Raw genomic sequence first — 17,335 nt, 5'->3', positions numbered from 1 at the left:
ATATCTGCCCCTGTATCATTATAGTGCTAATTTAGCGGTATCTTGTGCAATTACTAACTCTTCGTTAGTTGGGATTACTACAGCTTTAAATGCTGAGTCATCAGTTGTAATTACACCATCTTTACCAAAGCGAGCCGCTAGGTTACGTTCATTATCTAACTTAATACCAAATAATTTTAAGTGATTTAACGTTAATTCACGTACTAAGCCTGAGTTTTCGCCAATACCACCTGTGAATGCGATAGCATCTAAGTGATCTGCACCTAAAATTGCCATATATGAACCGATGTATTTCGCTAAACGGTAGCTATAAACATCTAAAGCACGTTTTGCTTCAGGTTTAGATTCATCATTATAGTTATCTTCAGAGTAACGGCAGTCGCTGGTTACTTCGGTTAAACCTAAAAGACCTGATTTTTTCACTAGAGTAGTGTCAATTTCATCCATTGACATACCTAAGTTATTGTATAAGAAAGAGATAATAGCCGGGTCAAGATCACCTGATCGAGTACCCATTACTAAACCTTCTAACGGAGTTAAACCCATTGATGTATCAATACATTTACCGTTACGCACAGCAGAAACTGAGCCACCATTACCTAAATGGCAGATAATTGTATTGGTTTGTTCAACTGATTTACCCACGAGTTCAGCCACTTGTGAGGTAAGGTAGAAATGACTTGTACCGTGAAAGCCGTAACGACGAATACCATGTTCTTTATAAAACTTATATGGAAGAGCATATAAGAATGCGTGTTCAGGCATCGTTTGGTGGAATGCTGTATCAAAAACAGCTACGTTTTTATCTTTTAATTCCGGGAAAATATTGAAAGCTTCTTTGATGCCGATTAAATGAGCAGGGTTGTGCAACGGAGCAAACTGCACGGCTTCTTCAATACCTTTAATCACTTCATCTGTAATTACAACAGAAGATGTAAATTTCTCGCCACCGTGAACGATACGATGACCAATTGCACCAATACTTGCTTTTAATTCATCAGACAATAATTTTTCAGCAATAAATGTAAGTGCTTCGCTATGTGCGGCACCAGCACCTAAATCAGCATTACCCTTTTCTCCGTTTAACTTCCATTTGATACGTGCATCTTCTAAATGAAAAGCTTCCGCAAGACCGGATAATTTTTCATCACCGGTTTTAGGATCTAAAATAGCAAATTTAAGAGATGAACTGCCACAGTTAAGGATTAGGATTAAGTTTTTAGACATGGTCAAATTACCTTATTTTATGAAATGACTTTGAATAGCATACAAATGTTATCTGTATATTCAGATATAAAGGATACACCTTTAAGCCACTAAAATAAATGCTTGACGCTAAAGAAAGGTAAAAATGTGATTAAAATTTGATATAAAAGGGTATAAATGCGAAAAAACATAGCAAACAAGCGGTTATTTTTCTAAAATATTTTGCAATTTTGTTGTTCTATTTCATCTGGAGATTTTTATGCTAAATAGAAGAAAATTTATTCAACTCGGTGCAAGTGCAATGCTTATTTTAGGTACTCAACCGTCGGCTTTTGCCAAAAATGCTCAAAATAAAGCTGCATTGCGTGTAATTGCTACAACCGATATTCACAGTTTCTTAACCGATTTTGACTATTATAAAGATGCCCCAACCGATAAATTTGGTTTCACTCGTGCTGCAACTTTAATTAAGCAAGCCAGAGAAGAAGTGAAAAATAGTGTACTGGTGGATAATGGCGATTTAATTCAAGGCAATCCGATTGCAGACTACCAATCCACCAAAGGTTCAAAAGAGGGCAGAGCAGAGCCTTCAATTATGGCATTAAATGCGATGCAATATGATGCCGGCACGCTTGGTAATCACGAATTTAACTATGGTCTAGCCTATTTAGATGATGCTATCAAACAAGCTAAATTCCCAATTGTGAATGCCAATATTGTTAAACCCGGCACAGACGAGCCATTTTTCAAACCGTATGACATTCAGGAGAAAAAAGTTATTGATGAAAATGGCAAAGAACAAACCATCAAAATCGGCTATATCGGTTTTGTACCACCACAAGTAATGGTCTGGGATAAAGCAAATCTTGAAGGCAAGGTTGAAGCACGAGATATAGTTAAAACTGCACAAAAATATGTTCCGCTGATAAAAGAAGCAGGTGCAGATGTGATTATTGCTCTAGCTCACACAGGTCCATCTGATGAACCTTATCAAGAAGGTGCGGAAAACTCAGCTTTTTATCTTGCTGATGTAAAAGGTATTGATGCAGTAATTTTCGGGCATTCACACCGTTTATTCCCAAATAAAGAATTTGCACAATCACCAAATGCAGATATTGAAAAAGGCACAATGAAAAATGTTCCTCAAAGTATGGCAGGTTATTGGGCAAATAATATCAGTGTAATTGATTTAAGTTTAGCTCAACATAATGGCAAATGGGGCGTGGTGGACGGCAGAGCAGAGCTACGTCCAATTTATGATGCCGAAGCGAAAAAAGCAAAAGTTGAAAACCACCCGGAAATTGCGGCATTATTAAAAGAAACACACGAAGAAACGCGTAAATTTGTGGCTCAACCGATTGGTAAAGCAACAGATAATATGTACAGCTATCTTGCGTTAGTTCAAGATGACCCAACCATTCAAATTGTAAACCAAGCACAAAAAGCCTATGTGGAAAACGTAGTTAAAGGCTTGCCCGAACTTGCCGGCATTCCTATTTTAAGTGCAGGAGCACCATTTAAAGCGGGTGGTCGTAAAAATGATCCTACAGGCTATACTGAAGTAGACAAAGGAGAATTAACGTTCCGCAATGCGGCAGATTTATACCTGTATCCAAATACGTTAGTCGTGGTTAAAGCAAGCGGTGCAGAATTAAAAGAGTGGTTAGAATGCAGTGCAGGTATGTTCAAACAAATTGATACAATGAGCGATAAACCACAATCTTTACTTGATTGGACAGGCTTCCGCACCTACAATTTTGATGTAATTGATGGCGTAAATTATCAATTTGATTTAACCCAACCTGCTCGTTATGACGGTGAATGCAAGTTAATCAACGAAAATTCACACCGTGTAGTAAATCTTACTTTTGAAGGCAAACCTGTTGAACCAAATCAAGAGTTTTTGATTGTAACTAACAACTACCGAGCTTATGGCGGTAAGTTTCCAGGTACAGGCGATAAACATATTGTGTTTGCTGCCCCTGATGAAAATCGCCAAGTGTTAGCAAATTATATTAGCTCAGAAAGTAAAGCCCACGGACAAGTCAGTCCAAAAGCAGATAACAACTGGAGAATTGCACCAATCAATTCAACAGTAAAAATGGATATTCGTTTTGAAACGTCTCCAACGGAAAAAGCAAAAGCCTTTATTAAAGACAATGCACAATATCCGATGGAATATATTGAAAACGATGAAACAGGCTTTGCGGTGTATCGTATTGATTTAACTAAGTAATAAATAACAAGCGGTTGGATTTTTTTAAATTTTTGCAAAATTTTCATAAAATTCAACCGCTTGCTTTAGCTAAAACTGATCAGAAATATTTTGACGAATCTCATCAAAATTTGTTTCTTTAACCAATTTACCGTCTTCAAAAACCACCTCTAGCAGATCATTAGAAAAATCATCAAGGGTAGTCAAGCCATCAACATAGCTATCTAAAGTAATCACTTTCACTCGACCTTTTTGCGATTTTTTCAAGCCATCATCGGTTTTCGGGGCTTTGAAAATGGCTTTTTCAACGTCGTTAATTGTGATTGAAGTGGCTTTAATCGCAAAACCAAGGGTATCTCTTGTATTGCGTTGATAGGTTTGAGCCCCTACACCAAACACAATATTACTGGAAGCGAAACCTTTAGCTTCTAACCCTGCTAAAATTTTAACCATTTTTTCATAGGTTACACCATCGCCATAAATAGCTCCAATATGCGGATTAAGCACTTTATAGCCTTTGTTATTGATTGTTCCTCCGAAAATATCCCATAAACACTCAATTAATCCTTTACGTTCGTGTTGGGTTTCAGCTGTAACATCGCCACAAATAATGGCAAAGAAATCACCACTATCAGGACGAATAACAATTTTTGCCGATTCCGGGCGAGCGAGAATTTCTGCTTTGAGCAATGGTAAATTTACCGTGATGTTATGCCAAAAATCGGTGGTATCTGCCACAATAGAGAGCATATTACGCGGATATTTACTCATTAAATAGCGGAATGTTGGTAATTCATCAACCCCGTGCGAACTCATTACAGAATGTTCTGAGGCTGGAATAGATGTACCGATGAGATTTTTCGAACCATAATAGGCTTCCACAAATGAAATGGCAGGAATAGTATCTGTGCCTAAAAATGAGGTTAAATGCCCGGCTCCTGAGCTTTCAGCTGATTCTAACGAACTCATTCCACGCATTGAAAAATCGTGAGATTGGAAGGGGAGATGACTATTATCATCGCAAGTTTGCTCAGAAAATTGCATTAATGTTTTACGATAAGCAAAAGCAATAGATGCCGATGTTATCGGCTGCCAGAGAGAAACATTAATCAATGTTTCCAAATAATTGGTGAGCCAAAAGAAATCAGGATGTGTGTTTTCGATAGTCATCATCGGCACTTTGATTGCAACTGATTTACCTTCAGGAATAGCTTTAATTCTAATCGGTAAATAGCCCAATTGATGTAAGTGTGCAATATGTTCGCCAGAATCTTCAATTTGTAATGTATCTGCAATAAATTTTGTATATTCAGTAACAACTTCGAACTCTGAACGAGAGAAAAAGTTATCATTAAAATAATGGATTAGATATTTCACGATAAAGGCTTGGAAACCAAATGAAACAACACGATGAAGAAAAGGTGCTTTTGCATTACTACGAGGTGTGAAGGTACTGTATAAAAATTGAGAACCTTCTGGATATTGTATTCTATGGGAAGTTTTATAAAAATCACATAATAATGACGGGATTGCGGTAGATTTGATTTTTTTATCCAATATGCTGTTCATTTAGCAAATTCCTTATCTCATTTTAAGTTACTAAAGCCTATCATAACTTAGTTTAAAATGGAAAGTATTTATTACAAAATAAGAATAAATCAAAGATAATAGCTCTTATTTGAATTTCGCATAATGCCCTACAGGTTATGTTACAATTCGAGTGCAGTATAATAGGGCCTGTCCCACTGCACGAGAATTTACACATAACCTGTTGTTATGCGAAAGTCATCTAATGAGATAATTAAATGGAAAAAGTAGAGAAGAGTTCTAATCTAGTTCTAAACCTTTCTGTTGAAGATCAGAGGCTAATTCTTGAGTGTTTAGAACATCCTAAAGAGTCTAACTTGGAGATGTTAGAGGCTCTAAAAATGTATTCTTTGTATTTTGATAAAACAAGTACTAAGTAGTGTTTTCAAGCTAAACTATGGCAGACATAACCCTTTCCAATATCACACCCAAATATTTTCATGAAGCTGTTAAGCTATTGAAGTTGAACGAACATCGAATTTATCTCACCGTTAATTCTCTAGAAGTACGTTTTAACTACAGCAGTAGTGAGGATAGAGCAATCACAGATAAACGCTTTGAGCAACTTGAGCATTTTATGTTTTTTCTGCAAGAATTAGTTAACTCTAATGTACCAGTTGATCTTGATGAATTTATTAGAACCTATAATAAATCATCCGGAAGTCGATTTTTTCGCCGCTAAATAGATGTTTATTTTTTGCTCATAAAAGTTCGGGAGTTCTGTAACACCCGAACTTTACCGCAATATTCTGCGGTAAATTTAAATTTCCAGTTATAGGTTTGAGCCTATTTTGTCGTTTCTGTTGTTTTATGAATTAAGTCTTGTTTAGCTTCGTTTAAGTAATTTTCTATCATAAAATTTACGACATCAGTCCATTTAGTGACCCGCCCAGTTTTAGCTGTAATTTCTACGGCAACCCTTTCTATTTTCATATGTGTTTCAGCTGGCACACCTAAATTTTTTCGTTTAGCAACATTCATTTTCTGTCCTTTTAAGTCTTCCATTAAATATTTCTATATTGTATTTCACAAAAATGATTTTAAAAATGTGATATTGATCACTTGCTCACAAATGATTTTTATCTTAATATGTTATCACTTGTGAGCAAGTGAGCATAACAGGGTAAAAGGTTATTTTATGAACTATCACATTGATTGGTTATCCTTAGAGCAAGATCACGGTTTCGAAATTCCGGAAGCTGTGATTGCTTCGCTTTTCGATTTCGGTGTGATAGGGATTCATCTTGATACAGGGGAAATTCAGCAGGGTATAAGAACAGGCAAGTATCGCCACAAGGGTAGTTACTGTGATGAAGTATCAATTCAAGTATCAGGCTCAGTAGTCAAAATGGAAGGCAATCCAAGCCGTTGGGGTAAAACGGAAAATTTACTTGGTTTTACATCCATAGATGCTTGTGTACACTGCTTTAACAATATTCTAGCTAAACTTAAACTACCGCTTTTTACTCGCTGTACAGAGATTTTTCACGGACAAGGTAAAGACGGAGAAAAAGTACATACTTTTTCAAATGGTGCAATCATTAAAAGATTGGACATCACGACTAATAAATCTGTTGGTAAAGGTAACGAAAGAACCTTTATCAAAGCATTATCACAAATGCGGTATCGCAATTCAATCGGCAGACTTCACATTAATGGTTGTACAGCTGATTGGCTAAGTGCAAAGGGTAACGCAAATCTTATTTATTCTTCTTGCTATATCAAACACGAAGAATTACGAATCCACTCTTACGACAAAATCAAAAATAAATTCGGTGAACATTCATCAGAATTCCTGTATTACAAAAAAGTATACGATTACTGCGAACAAAATGGAGTAGTTCGTTTCGAACAAAAACTAAAATCACGTTACTTAAAAAGAGAAAATCTTTGCTATTGGGGACTTAGTGATTTTTCTAAATTAGAGCACCTACAAGAGGAATTCATCAATATGCACAAAACTTTAGGCATTAGCAAAATAGAGTTACAAACAATAGCAGAACAGCTTGTAAATAAAGGGGTGGTAGACACACTTCGTAAGGCGAATACTACAGCTTATTACGCTATGTTATGGGTCAGTGGACAAGATTTAGGTATTTCTAGCCGACAATATGAGACGCATCGTGCCAGACTTCGCAAAATAGGTATAGATATTGCTAATCCTTGCGATGTAGAAAAATTCCAAGCGGTTCAAGTCATATCTTGTGAACAAATCTTTGTTCAACCATTCAAAGCACCGGATTTTTATCAATACCCGAGCAACACGCCAATTCTGCGTTTGGTTGCTTAATAATCAACTAACAAGAGGAAATTACTATGCGTACAGGCTTTTACATTGTTGGTGTACTTAAAGGCTATAAAGCAAGCACATTCACTAATCGTGATACCGGTGAAGTTAAAGATAAGCACAATATCGGTATCCAACTTCAAGATCCTGACGGCTACGGTGGTTACAACACAACGACACAAGAAATTAAGGTTGATGAACGTTGTATTAATGATGGCTTTAAAAGAACCGTTCAGCAATACAAAGACAAGTTAGTAATGATCTTAGTTTACCCACGTGAATGGGTAATGGACGGTGGACGTAAAGGTATTACATATAATTTTGATGAAAATTCGATGATACAGCCGATTGATGAAAATAAATAAATCATTATAAATCAAAGACTTACATCAATGATTTTCGCATAACGTAATTTTTTGTTAAATAGGAATGAGGTATTTTATGAGTAAAGAATTTAAAGACATCATTGTCGGCAGTTTTATTGGTTCAAGTATTGCATTAATGCTGATGTTTAGTCTGTTTTATTCTTTTTTCTAAAATGAGTAGTGAAATTAACCTTACAACAAAAGTTTGTCGTTTAGATAATCAAAATAGTTGTAATGACGTAATTTTGAAAGTATCGAAAGATGAAATAACTAAGTTTCAAACTTTGGTGCATTCAAATAGTCCTGATTTAGGTCAATTCAATATGAATTATCTAATGTCAGGAATGGGCATTGTCTTATTTTGTTATGTTTTTTCATACGGAATAGGACAAATAATCAAGCAGTTTAGATAAATTGTTTTATTTATTGAGGTATTAATTATGAAAAATGCTTTAAATAAATTAAAAGGCACTTACTTAAAAGCATGCGTGGCATTATCCCTTGGTGTTGCTTCAACAGGTGCTTTTGCATCGTCAGATGGCGAAACGATGTTTAAGCCTTTGTTAGATGCAATCAATGTTGATTCAGTTAAATCAGGAATCTTGTCCGCAGCCGGTGTAGTTTTAGGTGTAACTATTGTCGTAATGGGCATTCGCAAAATCAAATCTATGATTTCGTAATTTGCAAATGAAATATGAGGCTTAGAATTTGGTTCTAAGCCTTTTTTATAGGGGGAAATATGTGGGAATTTATGAGTTTTTTTACGGGGGTCGTATGCGGTTGGGCTGTTGTTCAAGGATTAAATGGGTAATTTTTGGATACGTAATGCTGTTAAGTAACTTCTCATTTGCTCTTGAATATGAAGCAGAGCAAGTAGTTAGAGATAAGTTGAACGGTGTTAGCCGTGGAGTATCATCTATGGGTTATGCCTCGGAAAATAAGGCAGAGCGAATAGTTAGGGACCTATTGAGTAGTGCTTATAATCGAACGCATAATTTACCTGCTACTATTTCGAATAGTCAATTATCAACGATGCAACAGGTTCACAAAGCCAATTTGTTACGCAGTATAGCGAAAAAAGCTGTTCGAGTATCAGGCGTGCTTTATCAAAAGCACCCTATTGCCGGCTTGGCTATTACATTGGGTGCAGGTTATCTTGCTGATGATTTGATTGATAAGACATTTCAAAAATTTACGTCTGCTTCAAAAGATGAATCAGGGGCTTTTTATGTAGTCGTTTCTGATCCCAAAACAGGGGAACAAACAAAAATTTATCTAGATGAAGAACCATCACTACTAAATCCTGTGTACATCAGCTTAGGAGATCGAAAATTAGTAACTTATGATGATTCTTTTGGACAATGCAATTCATCATCTTATGATGAAACTTTACATTGTTATGCCGAAAAGAGGTTACAGAGGGAACTTGAACAGTTAAGTTCGTCAAGTGTAACTATTTCTGAGGGGAGGATTGTTGGATATGAACCACACCCGATTTATTCAGATGGCAAATACGTCAAATATAGCTATAAACGTTGTTTTAAAAGCTCTGACGAATGTAGAGATGAAGTAGGCTTATTTACAGCAAGAGCTGTAAGGCGAGAAACTATGAGCAAAGGAAAACCCGAAGTTGTGCCATTAACAAGCGTAGTCGATGAAAATCAAGTTTTATTAAGTGATGATACCCAAATTGCTAATTTTGCGAAAAATGTGGTTTCCTTAGGTAGTCAAGATTTTACATCAGAAGAACGTAAAGTCATTACAAGCATTAATCCAAAAGATGTAAGACAGTATTACAGCGACCCAAGTTTAAAAGCGAAAGATTTAGCTGAATTTAAGTATTCTGAAAATATGTTTAATGCTCCAAGTGGAAGTGTTGCAGAAACAAATAATAATACACCTGACAATAATCAACCAGAGCAAAATCCTAACGATAAATCAGTTTTAGCGATTGATTTTTCAGCACCTGATATTGATTTGCCTGACCTAGAAGCTCCTACGACAGAATCAATCATATCCCCTTTTAAAAAATTGCTACCTGATTTACAGAATTTTGAACTGAATAAGCGAGCCGCACAATGCCCTGTTTGGACGTTTGATATTGAATACTTGAAATTTCATTATGAGCTTAGAGAGCATTGCGATTTGATAGAACCACATAAAGAAATGTTAAGTCTATTATTTGGGATTATTTGGGCGTTTATTGCTTTACGTTATGTATTAAGTGCTTAGGAGGATAAATGTTTAAAGTGATTTTTATGGCACTATCAGCAATTGTGAATTATTTGGTTTCAGATTTTTTAATTAAAGGTGTCATATTTTTATCTATCTATTTTTTAACCTCTGAACTACTTCCAGTGGCAATAGAAGTACTGGTGTCTAAAAATTTAATACCTGATTTAAATTCCTTATTTGGGCAGTTGCCTGAAAGCATGTGGTATTTTTTTAATATTTTTCAGATACCTATGGCTATTTCTTTAATGATTTCAGCAATGATTTCACGTTTTGCAATTAGACGTATACCATTTATTGGATAGGGGAGTGATATGGCTGTTTCAGCGTATATAGGTGTTCCAGGAAGTGGTAAATCGTATGAAGTGGTTAAGTCGGTAATTTTACCTGCTGTTGTTTCAAATCGAAGAGTCGTTTCAAACATTTATGGATTAAATAAAGAGAAAATTCATCAATATTTGCTGCGTAAAAATAAGAAATTAACGATTGAAGAACTTGGTGATGTCGTATATGTAACAAATGAACAATGCTTGGAATTGGATTTTTTACCATCAATGGACGAACAAGATTCATTTTGCAAGGCTGGGGACTTGATAATTATTGATGAAGTTTGGCGTATTTGGGGAAATGACAAGGATATTCCCAAAAATCATCGTTCATTTATTGCTGAACATCGACATTTTACAGATCCTATAACAGGTGTAACTTGTGACTTAGTCGTGATAAATCAAGATATTTCTCAAATTCCACGATTTATCAAAGACAGAATTGAAACAACTTACCGAATGCAAAAACACGTTGGTTTGGGACTGCGTAATCGTTATCGGGTTGATGTTTTTCAAGGAAAGAACTTAGCTAAAAAGAACCGAACAAACTCTTATCAAGAAAAATATGATAAAGAAATCTTTGAACTTTATAAATCTTATGAATCTGGTGGTGGAAAAGAAACGGTTACAGATAGTAGACAATCTATATTTTCATCTTTTTGGGTCAAATTATGGATTGTTTTTTTACCAGTAGCGGTATTTTATTGTGGTTATAATCTTTACATTTTCCTAAATGGTTCAGAGAGCGAAGTAAGCAATAATACTGAAGAGGCTAAATTTACTCCTGATAAAAACCATAACGATATGGTAGTTAATTTATCTCCTGCTGTTGGAAAACCTTTATCAACTAAATGGCGAATAACCGGGGAACTAAAAAAGGATAATAAATCATTTGTGATCTTAGCTGACAACGAAAACCGTTTAAGACTTGAGCCTAGTAGCCAGTTTAGTTTTAGCGGTCGAATGTTGCAGGGAGAGATAGATGGCGAAATAGTTAGTTATTTTTCAGGAGAATCTAAATGAAAATTTATAAATTGGGGCTGTTGCTAATGATTAGCTCATTTTCTTACGCTAAGAATGTTGATTTTAAATTAGAAGCTGTGCCGTTACCGAAAGCAATATCAATAATATACGATGAAGTACTACAAAAGCCGTATATGCTTGATCCTAAATTGGCCAATGATTCAAGGGTTATTAGCTTTCATACAACTGAGCAACAGAATTTTGAGCAATTTATTCAACGATATTTCAGCAATATGAATATCAGTATATCAGAGAAAAAAGGCGTTGTTTATATTGGACATGTTGAACCAAAACAGCCGAAAGTAATAAAACGTAGTTTTGTTTATTCGCCAATTCATCGTGATGTTGATTATTTGGCTAGTTTCTTGAAAGATGGAACAGAAGGAAACCAAGTTTTTGCGAATGGCGATAAGCTTGTGTATTATGGTACTTCTGAAGATATTGAACGAGTGAAAAGTGTCTTAAAATCAATCGACACAAAAAGTAGTGAAGTCGTGGTAACTGGCTATGTTTTTGAAGTGCAGAACATTGAAAAAGAGGGCAGTGGCATAAACTTGTTAGCGAAATTGCTATCAGGAAAATTAGGTATTAGTGTTGGTTATAAGCAAAGCTATGAAAATTTTATTACCGTGAACGCAGGAAATTTAGATGCTATGTTTGAATTGTTTCGCACAGATCAACGTTTTAGGGTTGTCAGTAGTCCGACATTAAGAGTAAAATCAGGTTCAAGGGGTAATTTTTCAGTAGGCTCTGATGTGCCTGTATTGTCGAATGTCACGTATCAGGACGGCAGACCTATTCAGTCGATTGAATATCGCTCAAGCGGTGTGATATTTGATATTCAGCCGACAATAAAAGATAAGGCGATTGATTTAAAAATTCAACAACAGCTTTCAAATTTCATCAAAACAGATACTGGTGTTAATAATAGCCCAACGTTGGTAAAACGTGATTTATTAACTGATGTAACAGTAAAAAGTGGCGATGTAATTGTATTAGGTGGTTTAGCTGAGAATAAATTATCCCAAGGGGAAACAGGTTTTTCTTTATTACCGAGTGGTTGGTTTACTGGTAAGTCAAGTGAACATACTAAAACGGACATTATTGTTTTGTTACAGGTAAATAAAATTTAATATGAAAATGTCTATAGAAAAAAACTTTATGCGATTAATGCCAGTTATTCTGGGGTATTCAAATGAATCTTATAAGGAAATGTTATCAAAAAATAGAACTATAACGCCTCTTCAATTAGAAAGAGAATTAAAAATTTTTAATGAAATTAAAGTACTTTATAGGGATATAGTAGATTTATTTAATGAGTTAAATTTAGATTTAATCCTTTTCTTAAAAGCTGAGTGCGATAGATTAAGAACTTATAATATTGTTCTAGGTGAAAATGATGTGCCGGCTTCAGTTATAGAGGAAGCTATTTTTTATCTTAAGATTTTAAAATCCGAAAGTTCTTAGCTAATAAATCAAAATAAAGGTGCTTGTCCCCGCAAGAATGAGGAGGCAAGCACCTTTATTTTGATTTGTTTTTACATGGGGTTATTTTATGAAGAAAACATTGTTAGCTTTAATGTTAAGTCTTAGTTCATTAGCATTTGCAGATCCAGTAGTTTTTAATATGGAGTTAGGTAAAACAACGGAGCAGGAAGTCAAAGATATGTATGAAACTACTGAAGATGGTGTAAATCGTTATAGTAAAGGTAATCAGTATTTTATTAGCCCTCAAGCTATTGATATTGAAGATTTAAATAGCTTGTTGGTTATTTTTGATGAAAAAGGCATATTGACAGCTGTAATATCTAAATTCCAAGAAACAGACAATATGAAACATAAAAAATTTGAACATTTGTTTGGTATTTTACAGTCAAAATATAAACTTGTGAAACAACAAAAGCCATTTGTTGGAGATAGATATGGTAAATTTAGAAATGGGGATACTGAAATTTTGTTAGAAGCTCCGCATATGGGGGGATTTCAAGTGAACCTAATTTATGAACGTAAAGAATTTATTGAAGCGTATAAAAAAATTAGTGCTGAGGATAAAAAATCTCAGAAAACAAATGACAGCAATATGTTGTAGTTGGTAAAACGTAAAATTTTTAGCCGCAAATTACACTAGAACTTTATTGTTCGTAGGAGTGTGATTTGCGGTTAAAAATTTGAACAACCGAAGCGACAGCAAGGGCGTTAGTACATTTGGAGGGAATTTATAATAGATGAAAGAGATAATTTTTCTAAATGCAAAGAATAAGTTTAAGTGATGTTTTTTTATTCAAATGAATTTCGCATAACTTATATTATGTTAAATAAAGTATTAAAATAATGAATTTTATAAATCCATAAACAACTTTCCTTTCAAATATCCATTTATACATTCAAAAAAACAAACGGTCATCTCTTTTGCAAAAAACACAAAAAGTCTGACCGCTTGTAAGTTTAGGATGAACAACTACTTCAACTGTTTAAAGGCTTGTAGTAAATCCGCTTTAATATCTTCAACGTGTTCCAAGCCGACTGAGAAACGTAACAAGGTATTAGTAATACCACGAGCAATACGTTCTGCTTCCGGAATATCCATATGCGTTTGCGTTGCCGGGTAAGTGATAAAGCTTTCTGCTCCACCTAAACTTTCAGCAAAGGTAATTAAATTAATCGCTTTTAAGAATTTAGGCACCCATTCTTCTTTTTGTAAACGGAACGAAACCATACCGCTTTTACCTGAATAAAGTACACTATCAATTTCAGGCTGCTCTGCTAAAAATTTAGCAATTTCTGATGCGTTATGTTGGTGGCGTTCCATACGCAATGCCAAGGTTTTCATACCACGCACGGCAAGATAAGAATCAAACGGCGAAAGCACTGCACCGGCACAGTTTTGGAAATAGAATAAACGCTCAGTTAAGTTTTGTCCGTTTACTTTGGTTTCTTCTGAATCTTTTGCGACAATTAAGCCCGCTAATACATCATTATGGCCGGATAAATATTTGGTTGCACTATGAACCACAATATCTGCACCGTGTTCAATCGGGCGGAATAATGCCGGCGTTAAGAAAGTATTATCCACAATCAACATCAAATTGTGTTTTTTCGCAATTTTAGAGATAGCTGCAACATCACATTCTTCCATTAATGGATTAGACGGTGTTTCCACAAAAATAGCTTTGGTATTAGGTGTAATTGCTGCCTCAATTGCCGCTAAATCTGCTGTATTAACATAAACTGGCTTTAATGTGCCGTGATTTTTGTGGCTGAAATCAAATAAACGGTAAGAACCACCATAAACATCGCTTGAAATAATCCATTCATCCGGAGCTTTAAACAGCGACATCACTAATTGAATAGCTGCCATACCTGAAGCCATTGCAAAACCGGCATCCCCACCTTCTAAATCGGCAATCCCCTGCTCTAATACGGCACGGGTTGGGTTTTTAGTACGAGTATAGTCCCAGCCTGTTGATTCGCCCAAGCCATCACGACCATAAGCGGTAGAAAGAATAATCGGCATTGCTACCGCACCGGTGCGAGGATCGGTTCGGTTACCGATTTGAACTAAAGTGGTTTCGATATTATTGAATTTTGTCATTGTTATTATCCTTCAAGTTTATAGATTATTTAAATCTAGCACGTCTGTCATATCAAACAGTCCGTTTTGTTTGGTGTTTAACCATTTCGCGGCACGCACTGCACCATTAGCGAATGTCATTCGGCTAGAGGCTTTATGTGCGATTTCCACACGCTCGCCTTCATCGGCAAACCAAACAGAATGTTCGCCAATCACATCTCCGGCACGAATAGTGGCAAAGCCGATTTCATCACGTTTGCGTTCGCCTGTAATACCATTACGCTCAAATACGCCGTGGGTTTTTAAATCACGTCTAAGGGTTTTGGCTATATGTTCACCCATTGATAATGCTGTACCTGACGGCGCATCAACTTTGTGGCGATGGTGAGCTTCAATCACTTCAATATCACAATAATCGCCCATCACTTTTGCGGCTTTTTCTAACAATTTGAATACTAAATTCACACCCACGCTGTAGTTTGACGCAAATACAATACCGATTTTTTCTGCTGCTGCTTGGATAGCCGCTTTGCCTGCATCATCAAAACCGGTTGTACCAATCACCATTTTTTTATTATTTTCGACACAAATTGCGATATGCTCTAATGTTCCTTCAGGGCGGGTAAAATCGATTAATAAATCAAATTTATCGGCATTTTCAGCCACATTATCGGACACCACAACACCTAAAGTGCCAATACCGACTAACTCCCCTGCATCAGCCCCAACTAATGATGAACCTTTACGCTCAAAGGCTGCACCTAGTTCTACCCCTTCGGCATTTTGTACGGCAGTAATAAGATTACGCCCCATTCGTCCGCCGGCACCGACAATTCCGATTCTTAATGTCATATTTATTCTTTCCTTTTTGTTGTGTTTATTGGTTACAAGCGGTCTGATTTTACAAGAATTTTGCAAAATTTTGTGAAAATTTTACCGCTTGTTATTTATTTTTCAGATTTCCCCATCACCGCAATATGCACCGTGATTTCTTCACGATCGTGATAGAGATGTTTGGCTTGAATTTTGAACCAAAGTCCTTGTTTTTCCAACTCTTCTTCCAAATATTGTAAGCAAAGTTGCACCTCTTGATAGCGTTTTTTCATTGGCAATTTTAGGTTGAAAATGGTTTCACGACACCAACCGTTAATCAGCCATTTTGCCATCAGTTTGGCGATACGCATAGGCTGCTCCACCATATCGCATACAAGCCAATCAATTTGTTTGCGTTTGGGTGGCTGGAATTTAAAACCATCTTCAGAGCAATGTTCAATTCGTCCTGTCTCGTGCAAACTGGCAGCCATTTTGCCGTGATCGACCGCATAAACAAAGACGCCACGTTTGACTAATTGATAAGTCCAACCGCCCGGACAAGCTCCTAAATCTACGCCTGTCATCGTATCGTTAAAGCGTTTTTTCTCTTCCGCTTGTGGAATAAAGGTTAAAATTGCCTCTTCTAATTTTAAGGTTGAACGGCTTGGGGCTTCCGCCGGGAATTTTAAGCGTGGAATCCCCATAAAAAACGGTGATTTATTGTGATTATAAGCATAGCCCACATAGCACGCCCCGGAACGCACAAACAGAATATGCAAACTCACACTGCCCTTTGCATTTTCCGTTTTGGTTAGCCAACCTTGTTTTTTCAACGCAGAACGTAGCGGCACAGTAAATTTACGACAGAAAGTTAATAACTCTTTTGCCTCATTGGTGTCGGGCGTTTCCACAAAAATCTCAGAACTGTTTCGAGGATTTAACTCTGTATATTGGTTTAAAATCGGCGAAATTCGGTCATTTTCAGGTAAATTTTGTAACAAATCCGCAACTACAACCATTTGGCGAACAAAAATGAGTTGAGCAAATTTTAGCTCTCGAGCTAAGCGGTCAGCATCGCCATTTTGATAACACTCAAAAATTACATAACCACTATTTTCTTTAAGATTAGCAAAGCCAAAAACGCCAAGTTGGGCTGCTTTGTCGCTGATCTCCCCTGCTACTTCTTTTTCAAAACCGGCACGGCAATAAAGGGCTAATTTATTAAACATTTTTACTTCTCACACTCACATAAATTAACGCAGCCCAGCCAAGCATAAAGCTCAGCCCACCAATCGGTGTCAGCCAATGAATCGTTGGCACATCTAACGCTCGTAGATAGAGATTACCGCTGAAAAGTAAAATCCCTAACGCCCAGCTACCGCCGATAATATTCAAGGCTTTGGCTCTACAAGCGGGCGGATTTTGCGAAAAATTTGCAATTTTGAACAAGCCAAGAGCAAGAATAGCAATGGTGTGGAACATTTGATATTTAATGCCTGTTTCAATCCAGCCCAAAGCTTTCGGCTCTAAATGTTGTGATAACCCGTGGCTGGCAAAAGCCCCAAAGGCAACAGTGAAAAGTCCGCTAAGGGCGGCGATGGTAAGGAATTTGTTTTTCATAAGAATTATGGAGATGACTAAAAATAGCTTACTATACCATATTATGTGGGCTAACAAGCGGTGAAATTTTGCAAAAAATTTACAAAAAAG

The 17,335-nt window shown here is 36.2% G+C and carries 19 protein-coding genes; 12 read left to right on the top strand and 7 right to left on the bottom strand.

All coding sequences use genetic code 11. The annotated features are described in order from the left end of the window. Positions 1-18 precede the first annotated feature (18 nt). Entirely contained in the window at positions 19-1,227 is a 1,209-nt protein-coding gene (locus ICJ55_RS07925) for an acetate kinase (RefSeq protein ID WP_188156319.1), read from the bottom strand. 238 nt (positions 1,228-1,465) lie between these two features. Here ICJ55_RS07925 and cpdB point away from each other — a divergent pair, with 238 nt between their 5' ends. Continuing rightward, a complete protein-coding gene (gene cpdB, locus ICJ55_RS07920) occupies positions 1,466-3,442 on the top strand; it encodes a 2',3'-cyclic-nucleotide 2'-phosphodiesterase (RefSeq protein WP_188156318.1) in 1,977 nt (658 codons plus the stop codon). Positions 3,443-3,511: 69 nt separating this feature from the next. Here the strand turns inward: cpdB and ICJ55_RS07915 are convergent, their stop codons facing one another. Next, entirely contained in the window at positions 3,512-4,990 is a 1,479-nt protein-coding gene (locus ICJ55_RS07915) for a nicotinate phosphoribosyltransferase (RefSeq protein ID WP_188156317.1), read from the bottom strand. A gap of 415 nt (positions 4,991-5,405) precedes the next feature. Here ICJ55_RS07915 and ICJ55_RS07910 point away from each other — a divergent pair, with 415 nt between their 5' ends. After that, complete coding sequence (locus ICJ55_RS07910; RefSeq protein WP_188156316.1) at positions 5,406-5,690, top strand: hypothetical protein; 285 nt, start codon at positions 5,406-5,408, stop codon at positions 5,688-5,690. 104 nt (positions 5,691-5,794) lie between these two features. On the opposite strand, the gene ICJ55_RS07905 is transcribed toward ICJ55_RS07910, so the two are convergent. Beyond that, positions 5,795-6,013: a hypothetical protein gene (locus ICJ55_RS07905; protein ID WP_244141774.1), complete on the bottom strand. Its 219-nt coding sequence runs from the start codon at positions 6,011-6,013 to the stop codon at positions 5,795-5,797. A gap of 133 nt (positions 6,014-6,146) precedes the next feature. Between ICJ55_RS07905 and ICJ55_RS07900 the strand changes: the two genes are divergently transcribed. From ICJ55_RS07900 to ICJ55_RS07855, 10 genes are all read left to right on the top strand, one after another. Next, on the top strand, positions 6,147-7,298 hold the full coding sequence (locus tag ICJ55_RS07900) for a phage/plasmid replication domain-containing protein (RefSeq protein WP_188156315.1): 1,152 nt from the start codon (positions 6,147-6,149) through the stop codon (positions 7,296-7,298). A 26-nt stretch (positions 7,299-7,324) separates the two neighbouring features. Then, positions 7,325-7,660 (top strand): DNA-binding protein, encoded by a 336-nt coding sequence (locus tag ICJ55_RS07895; protein ID WP_188156314.1) that lies wholly within the window; start codon positions 7,325-7,327, stop codon positions 7,658-7,660. A 173-nt stretch (positions 7,661-7,833) separates the two neighbouring features. Further along, positions 7,834-8,073, top strand: coding sequence for a hypothetical protein (locus ICJ55_RS07890; RefSeq protein WP_188156313.1), 240 nt, complete (start codon positions 7,834-7,836; stop codon positions 8,071-8,073). Positions 8,074-8,100: 27 nt separating this feature from the next. Continuing rightward, positions 8,101-8,340, top strand: a complete 240-nt coding sequence (locus ICJ55_RS07885; RefSeq protein WP_188156312.1) for a hypothetical protein — start codon at positions 8,101-8,103, stop codon at positions 8,338-8,340. Positions 8,341-8,485: 145 nt separating this feature from the next. Then, positions 8,486-9,892, top strand: a complete 1,407-nt coding sequence (locus ICJ55_RS10730) for a hypothetical protein (RefSeq protein ID WP_244141773.1) — start codon at positions 8,486-8,488, stop codon at positions 9,890-9,892. 8 nt (positions 9,893-9,900) lie between these two features. After that, on the top strand, positions 9,901-10,197 hold the full coding sequence (locus ICJ55_RS07875; protein WP_188156311.1) for a DUF2523 family protein: 297 nt from the start codon (positions 9,901-9,903) through the stop codon (positions 10,195-10,197). Between the two features lie 9 nt (positions 10,198-10,206). Then, positions 10,207-11,241: a zonular occludens toxin family protein gene (locus tag ICJ55_RS07870; protein WP_188156310.1), complete on the top strand. Its 1,035-nt coding sequence runs from the start codon at positions 10,207-10,209 to the stop codon at positions 11,239-11,241. Next, complete coding sequence (locus tag ICJ55_RS07865; RefSeq protein WP_188156309.1) at positions 11,238-12,374, top strand: type II secretion system protein GspD; 1,137 nt, start codon at positions 11,238-11,240, stop codon at positions 12,372-12,374. Before ICJ55_RS07870 ends, ICJ55_RS07865 begins: the two co-directional genes overlap by 4 nt. Before the next feature lies 1 nt (position 12,375). Then, positions 12,376-12,708: a hypothetical protein gene (locus ICJ55_RS07860; protein WP_188156308.1), complete on the top strand. Its 333-nt coding sequence runs from the start codon at positions 12,376-12,378 to the stop codon at positions 12,706-12,708. Between the two features lie 88 nt (positions 12,709-12,796). After that, entirely contained in the window at positions 12,797-13,330 is a 534-nt protein-coding gene (locus tag ICJ55_RS07855) for a hypothetical protein (protein ID WP_244141772.1), read from the top strand. A gap of 369 nt (positions 13,331-13,699) precedes the next feature. Here ICJ55_RS07855 and ICJ55_RS07850 read toward each other — a convergent pair whose 3' ends face one another. The 4 genes from ICJ55_RS07850 to ICJ55_RS07835 all read right to left on the bottom strand — a co-directional run bounded on the left by ICJ55_RS07850 (position 13,700) and on the right by ICJ55_RS07835 (position 17,245). After that, complete coding sequence (locus ICJ55_RS07850) at positions 13,700-14,833, bottom strand: methionine biosynthesis PLP-dependent protein (RefSeq protein WP_188156307.1); 1,134 nt, start codon at positions 14,831-14,833, stop codon at positions 13,700-13,702. A gap of 18 nt (positions 14,834-14,851) precedes the next feature. Further along, positions 14,852-15,664, bottom strand: a complete 813-nt coding sequence (dapB, locus tag ICJ55_RS07845) for a 4-hydroxy-tetrahydrodipicolinate reductase (protein WP_188156306.1) — start codon at positions 15,662-15,664, stop codon at positions 14,852-14,854. A gap of 95 nt (positions 15,665-15,759) precedes the next feature. Then, on the bottom strand, positions 15,760-16,854 hold the full coding sequence (gene rlmM / locus ICJ55_RS07840; protein ID WP_188156305.1) for a 23S rRNA (cytidine(2498)-2'-O)-methyltransferase RlmM: 1,095 nt from the start codon (positions 16,852-16,854) through the stop codon (positions 15,760-15,762). Next, on the bottom strand, positions 16,847-17,245 hold the full coding sequence (locus tag ICJ55_RS07835; protein WP_188156304.1) for a DUF423 domain-containing protein: 399 nt from the start codon (positions 17,243-17,245) through the stop codon (positions 16,847-16,849). Before ICJ55_RS07835 ends, rlmM begins: the two co-directional genes overlap by 8 nt. Positions 17,246-17,335 lie beyond the last annotated feature (90 nt).

It is taken from the genome of Mannheimia bovis, from assembly GCF_014541205.1.
In the GTDB taxonomy this organism is placed as follows: domain Bacteria; phylum Pseudomonadota; class Gammaproteobacteria; order Enterobacterales; family Pasteurellaceae; genus Mannheimia; species Mannheimia bovis.
The sequence above is the reverse complement of the archived record's forward strand: the minus strand, read 5'-3'. Positions and strand labels throughout refer to the sequence as shown.

Coding starts and splice junctions, on each gene's coding strand:
- ICJ55_RS07860 (WP_188156308.1), top strand. CDS start 12,376: ATGAAAATGTCTATAGAAAAAAACTTTATGCGATTAATGCCAGTTATT.
- ICJ55_RS07895 (WP_188156314.1), top strand. CDS start 7,325: ATGCGTACAGGCTTTTACATTGTTGGTGTACTTAAAGGCTATAAAGCA.
- ICJ55_RS07890 (WP_188156313.1), top strand. CDS start 7,834: ATGAGTAGTGAAATTAACCTTACAACAAAAGTTTGTCGTTTAGATAAT.
- ICJ55_RS07925 (WP_188156319.1), bottom strand. CDS start 1,227: ATGTCTAAAAACTTAATCCTAATCCTTAACTGTGGCAGTTCATCTCTT.
- ICJ55_RS07910 (WP_188156316.1), top strand. CDS start 5,406: ATGGCAGACATAACCCTTTCCAATATCACACCCAAATATTTTCATGAA.
- ICJ55_RS07900 (WP_188156315.1), top strand. CDS start 6,147: ATGAACTATCACATTGATTGGTTATCCTTAGAGCAAGATCACGGTTTC.
- ICJ55_RS10730 (WP_244141773.1), top strand. CDS start 8,486: ATGCTGTTAAGTAACTTCTCATTTGCTCTTGAATATGAAGCAGAGCAA.
- ICJ55_RS07835 (WP_188156304.1), bottom strand. CDS start 17,245: ATGAAAAACAAATTCCTTACCATCGCCGCCCTTAGCGGACTTTTCACT.
- ICJ55_RS07915 (WP_188156317.1), bottom strand. CDS start 4,990: ATGAACAGCATATTGGATAAAAAAATCAAATCTACCGCAATCCCGTCA.
- ICJ55_RS07855 (WP_244141772.1), top strand. CDS start 12,797: ATGAAGAAAACATTGTTAGCTTTAATGTTAAGTCTTAGTTCATTAGCA.
- ICJ55_RS07875 (WP_188156311.1), top strand. CDS start 9,901: ATGTTTAAAGTGATTTTTATGGCACTATCAGCAATTGTGAATTATTTG.
- cpdB (WP_188156318.1), top strand. CDS start 1,466: ATGCTAAATAGAAGAAAATTTATTCAACTCGGTGCAAGTGCAATGCTT.
- rlmM (WP_188156305.1), bottom strand. CDS start 16,854: ATGTTTAATAAATTAGCCCTTTATTGCCGTGCCGGTTTTGAAAAAGAA.
- ICJ55_RS07905 (WP_244141774.1), bottom strand. CDS start 6,013: ATGGAAGACTTAAAAGGACAGAAAATGAATGTTGCTAAACGAAAAAAT.
- ICJ55_RS07865 (WP_188156309.1), top strand. CDS start 11,238: ATGAAAATTTATAAATTGGGGCTGTTGCTAATGATTAGCTCATTTTCT.
- ICJ55_RS07885 (WP_188156312.1), top strand. CDS start 8,101: ATGAAAAATGCTTTAAATAAATTAAAAGGCACTTACTTAAAAGCATGC.
- ICJ55_RS07850 (WP_188156307.1), bottom strand. CDS start 14,833: ATGACAAAATTCAATAATATCGAAACCACTTTAGTTCAAATCGGTAAC.
- dapB (WP_188156306.1), bottom strand. CDS start 15,664: ATGACATTAAGAATCGGAATTGTCGGTGCCGGCGGACGAATGGGGCGT.
- ICJ55_RS07870 (WP_188156310.1), top strand. CDS start 10,207: ATGGCTGTTTCAGCGTATATAGGTGTTCCAGGAAGTGGTAAATCGTAT.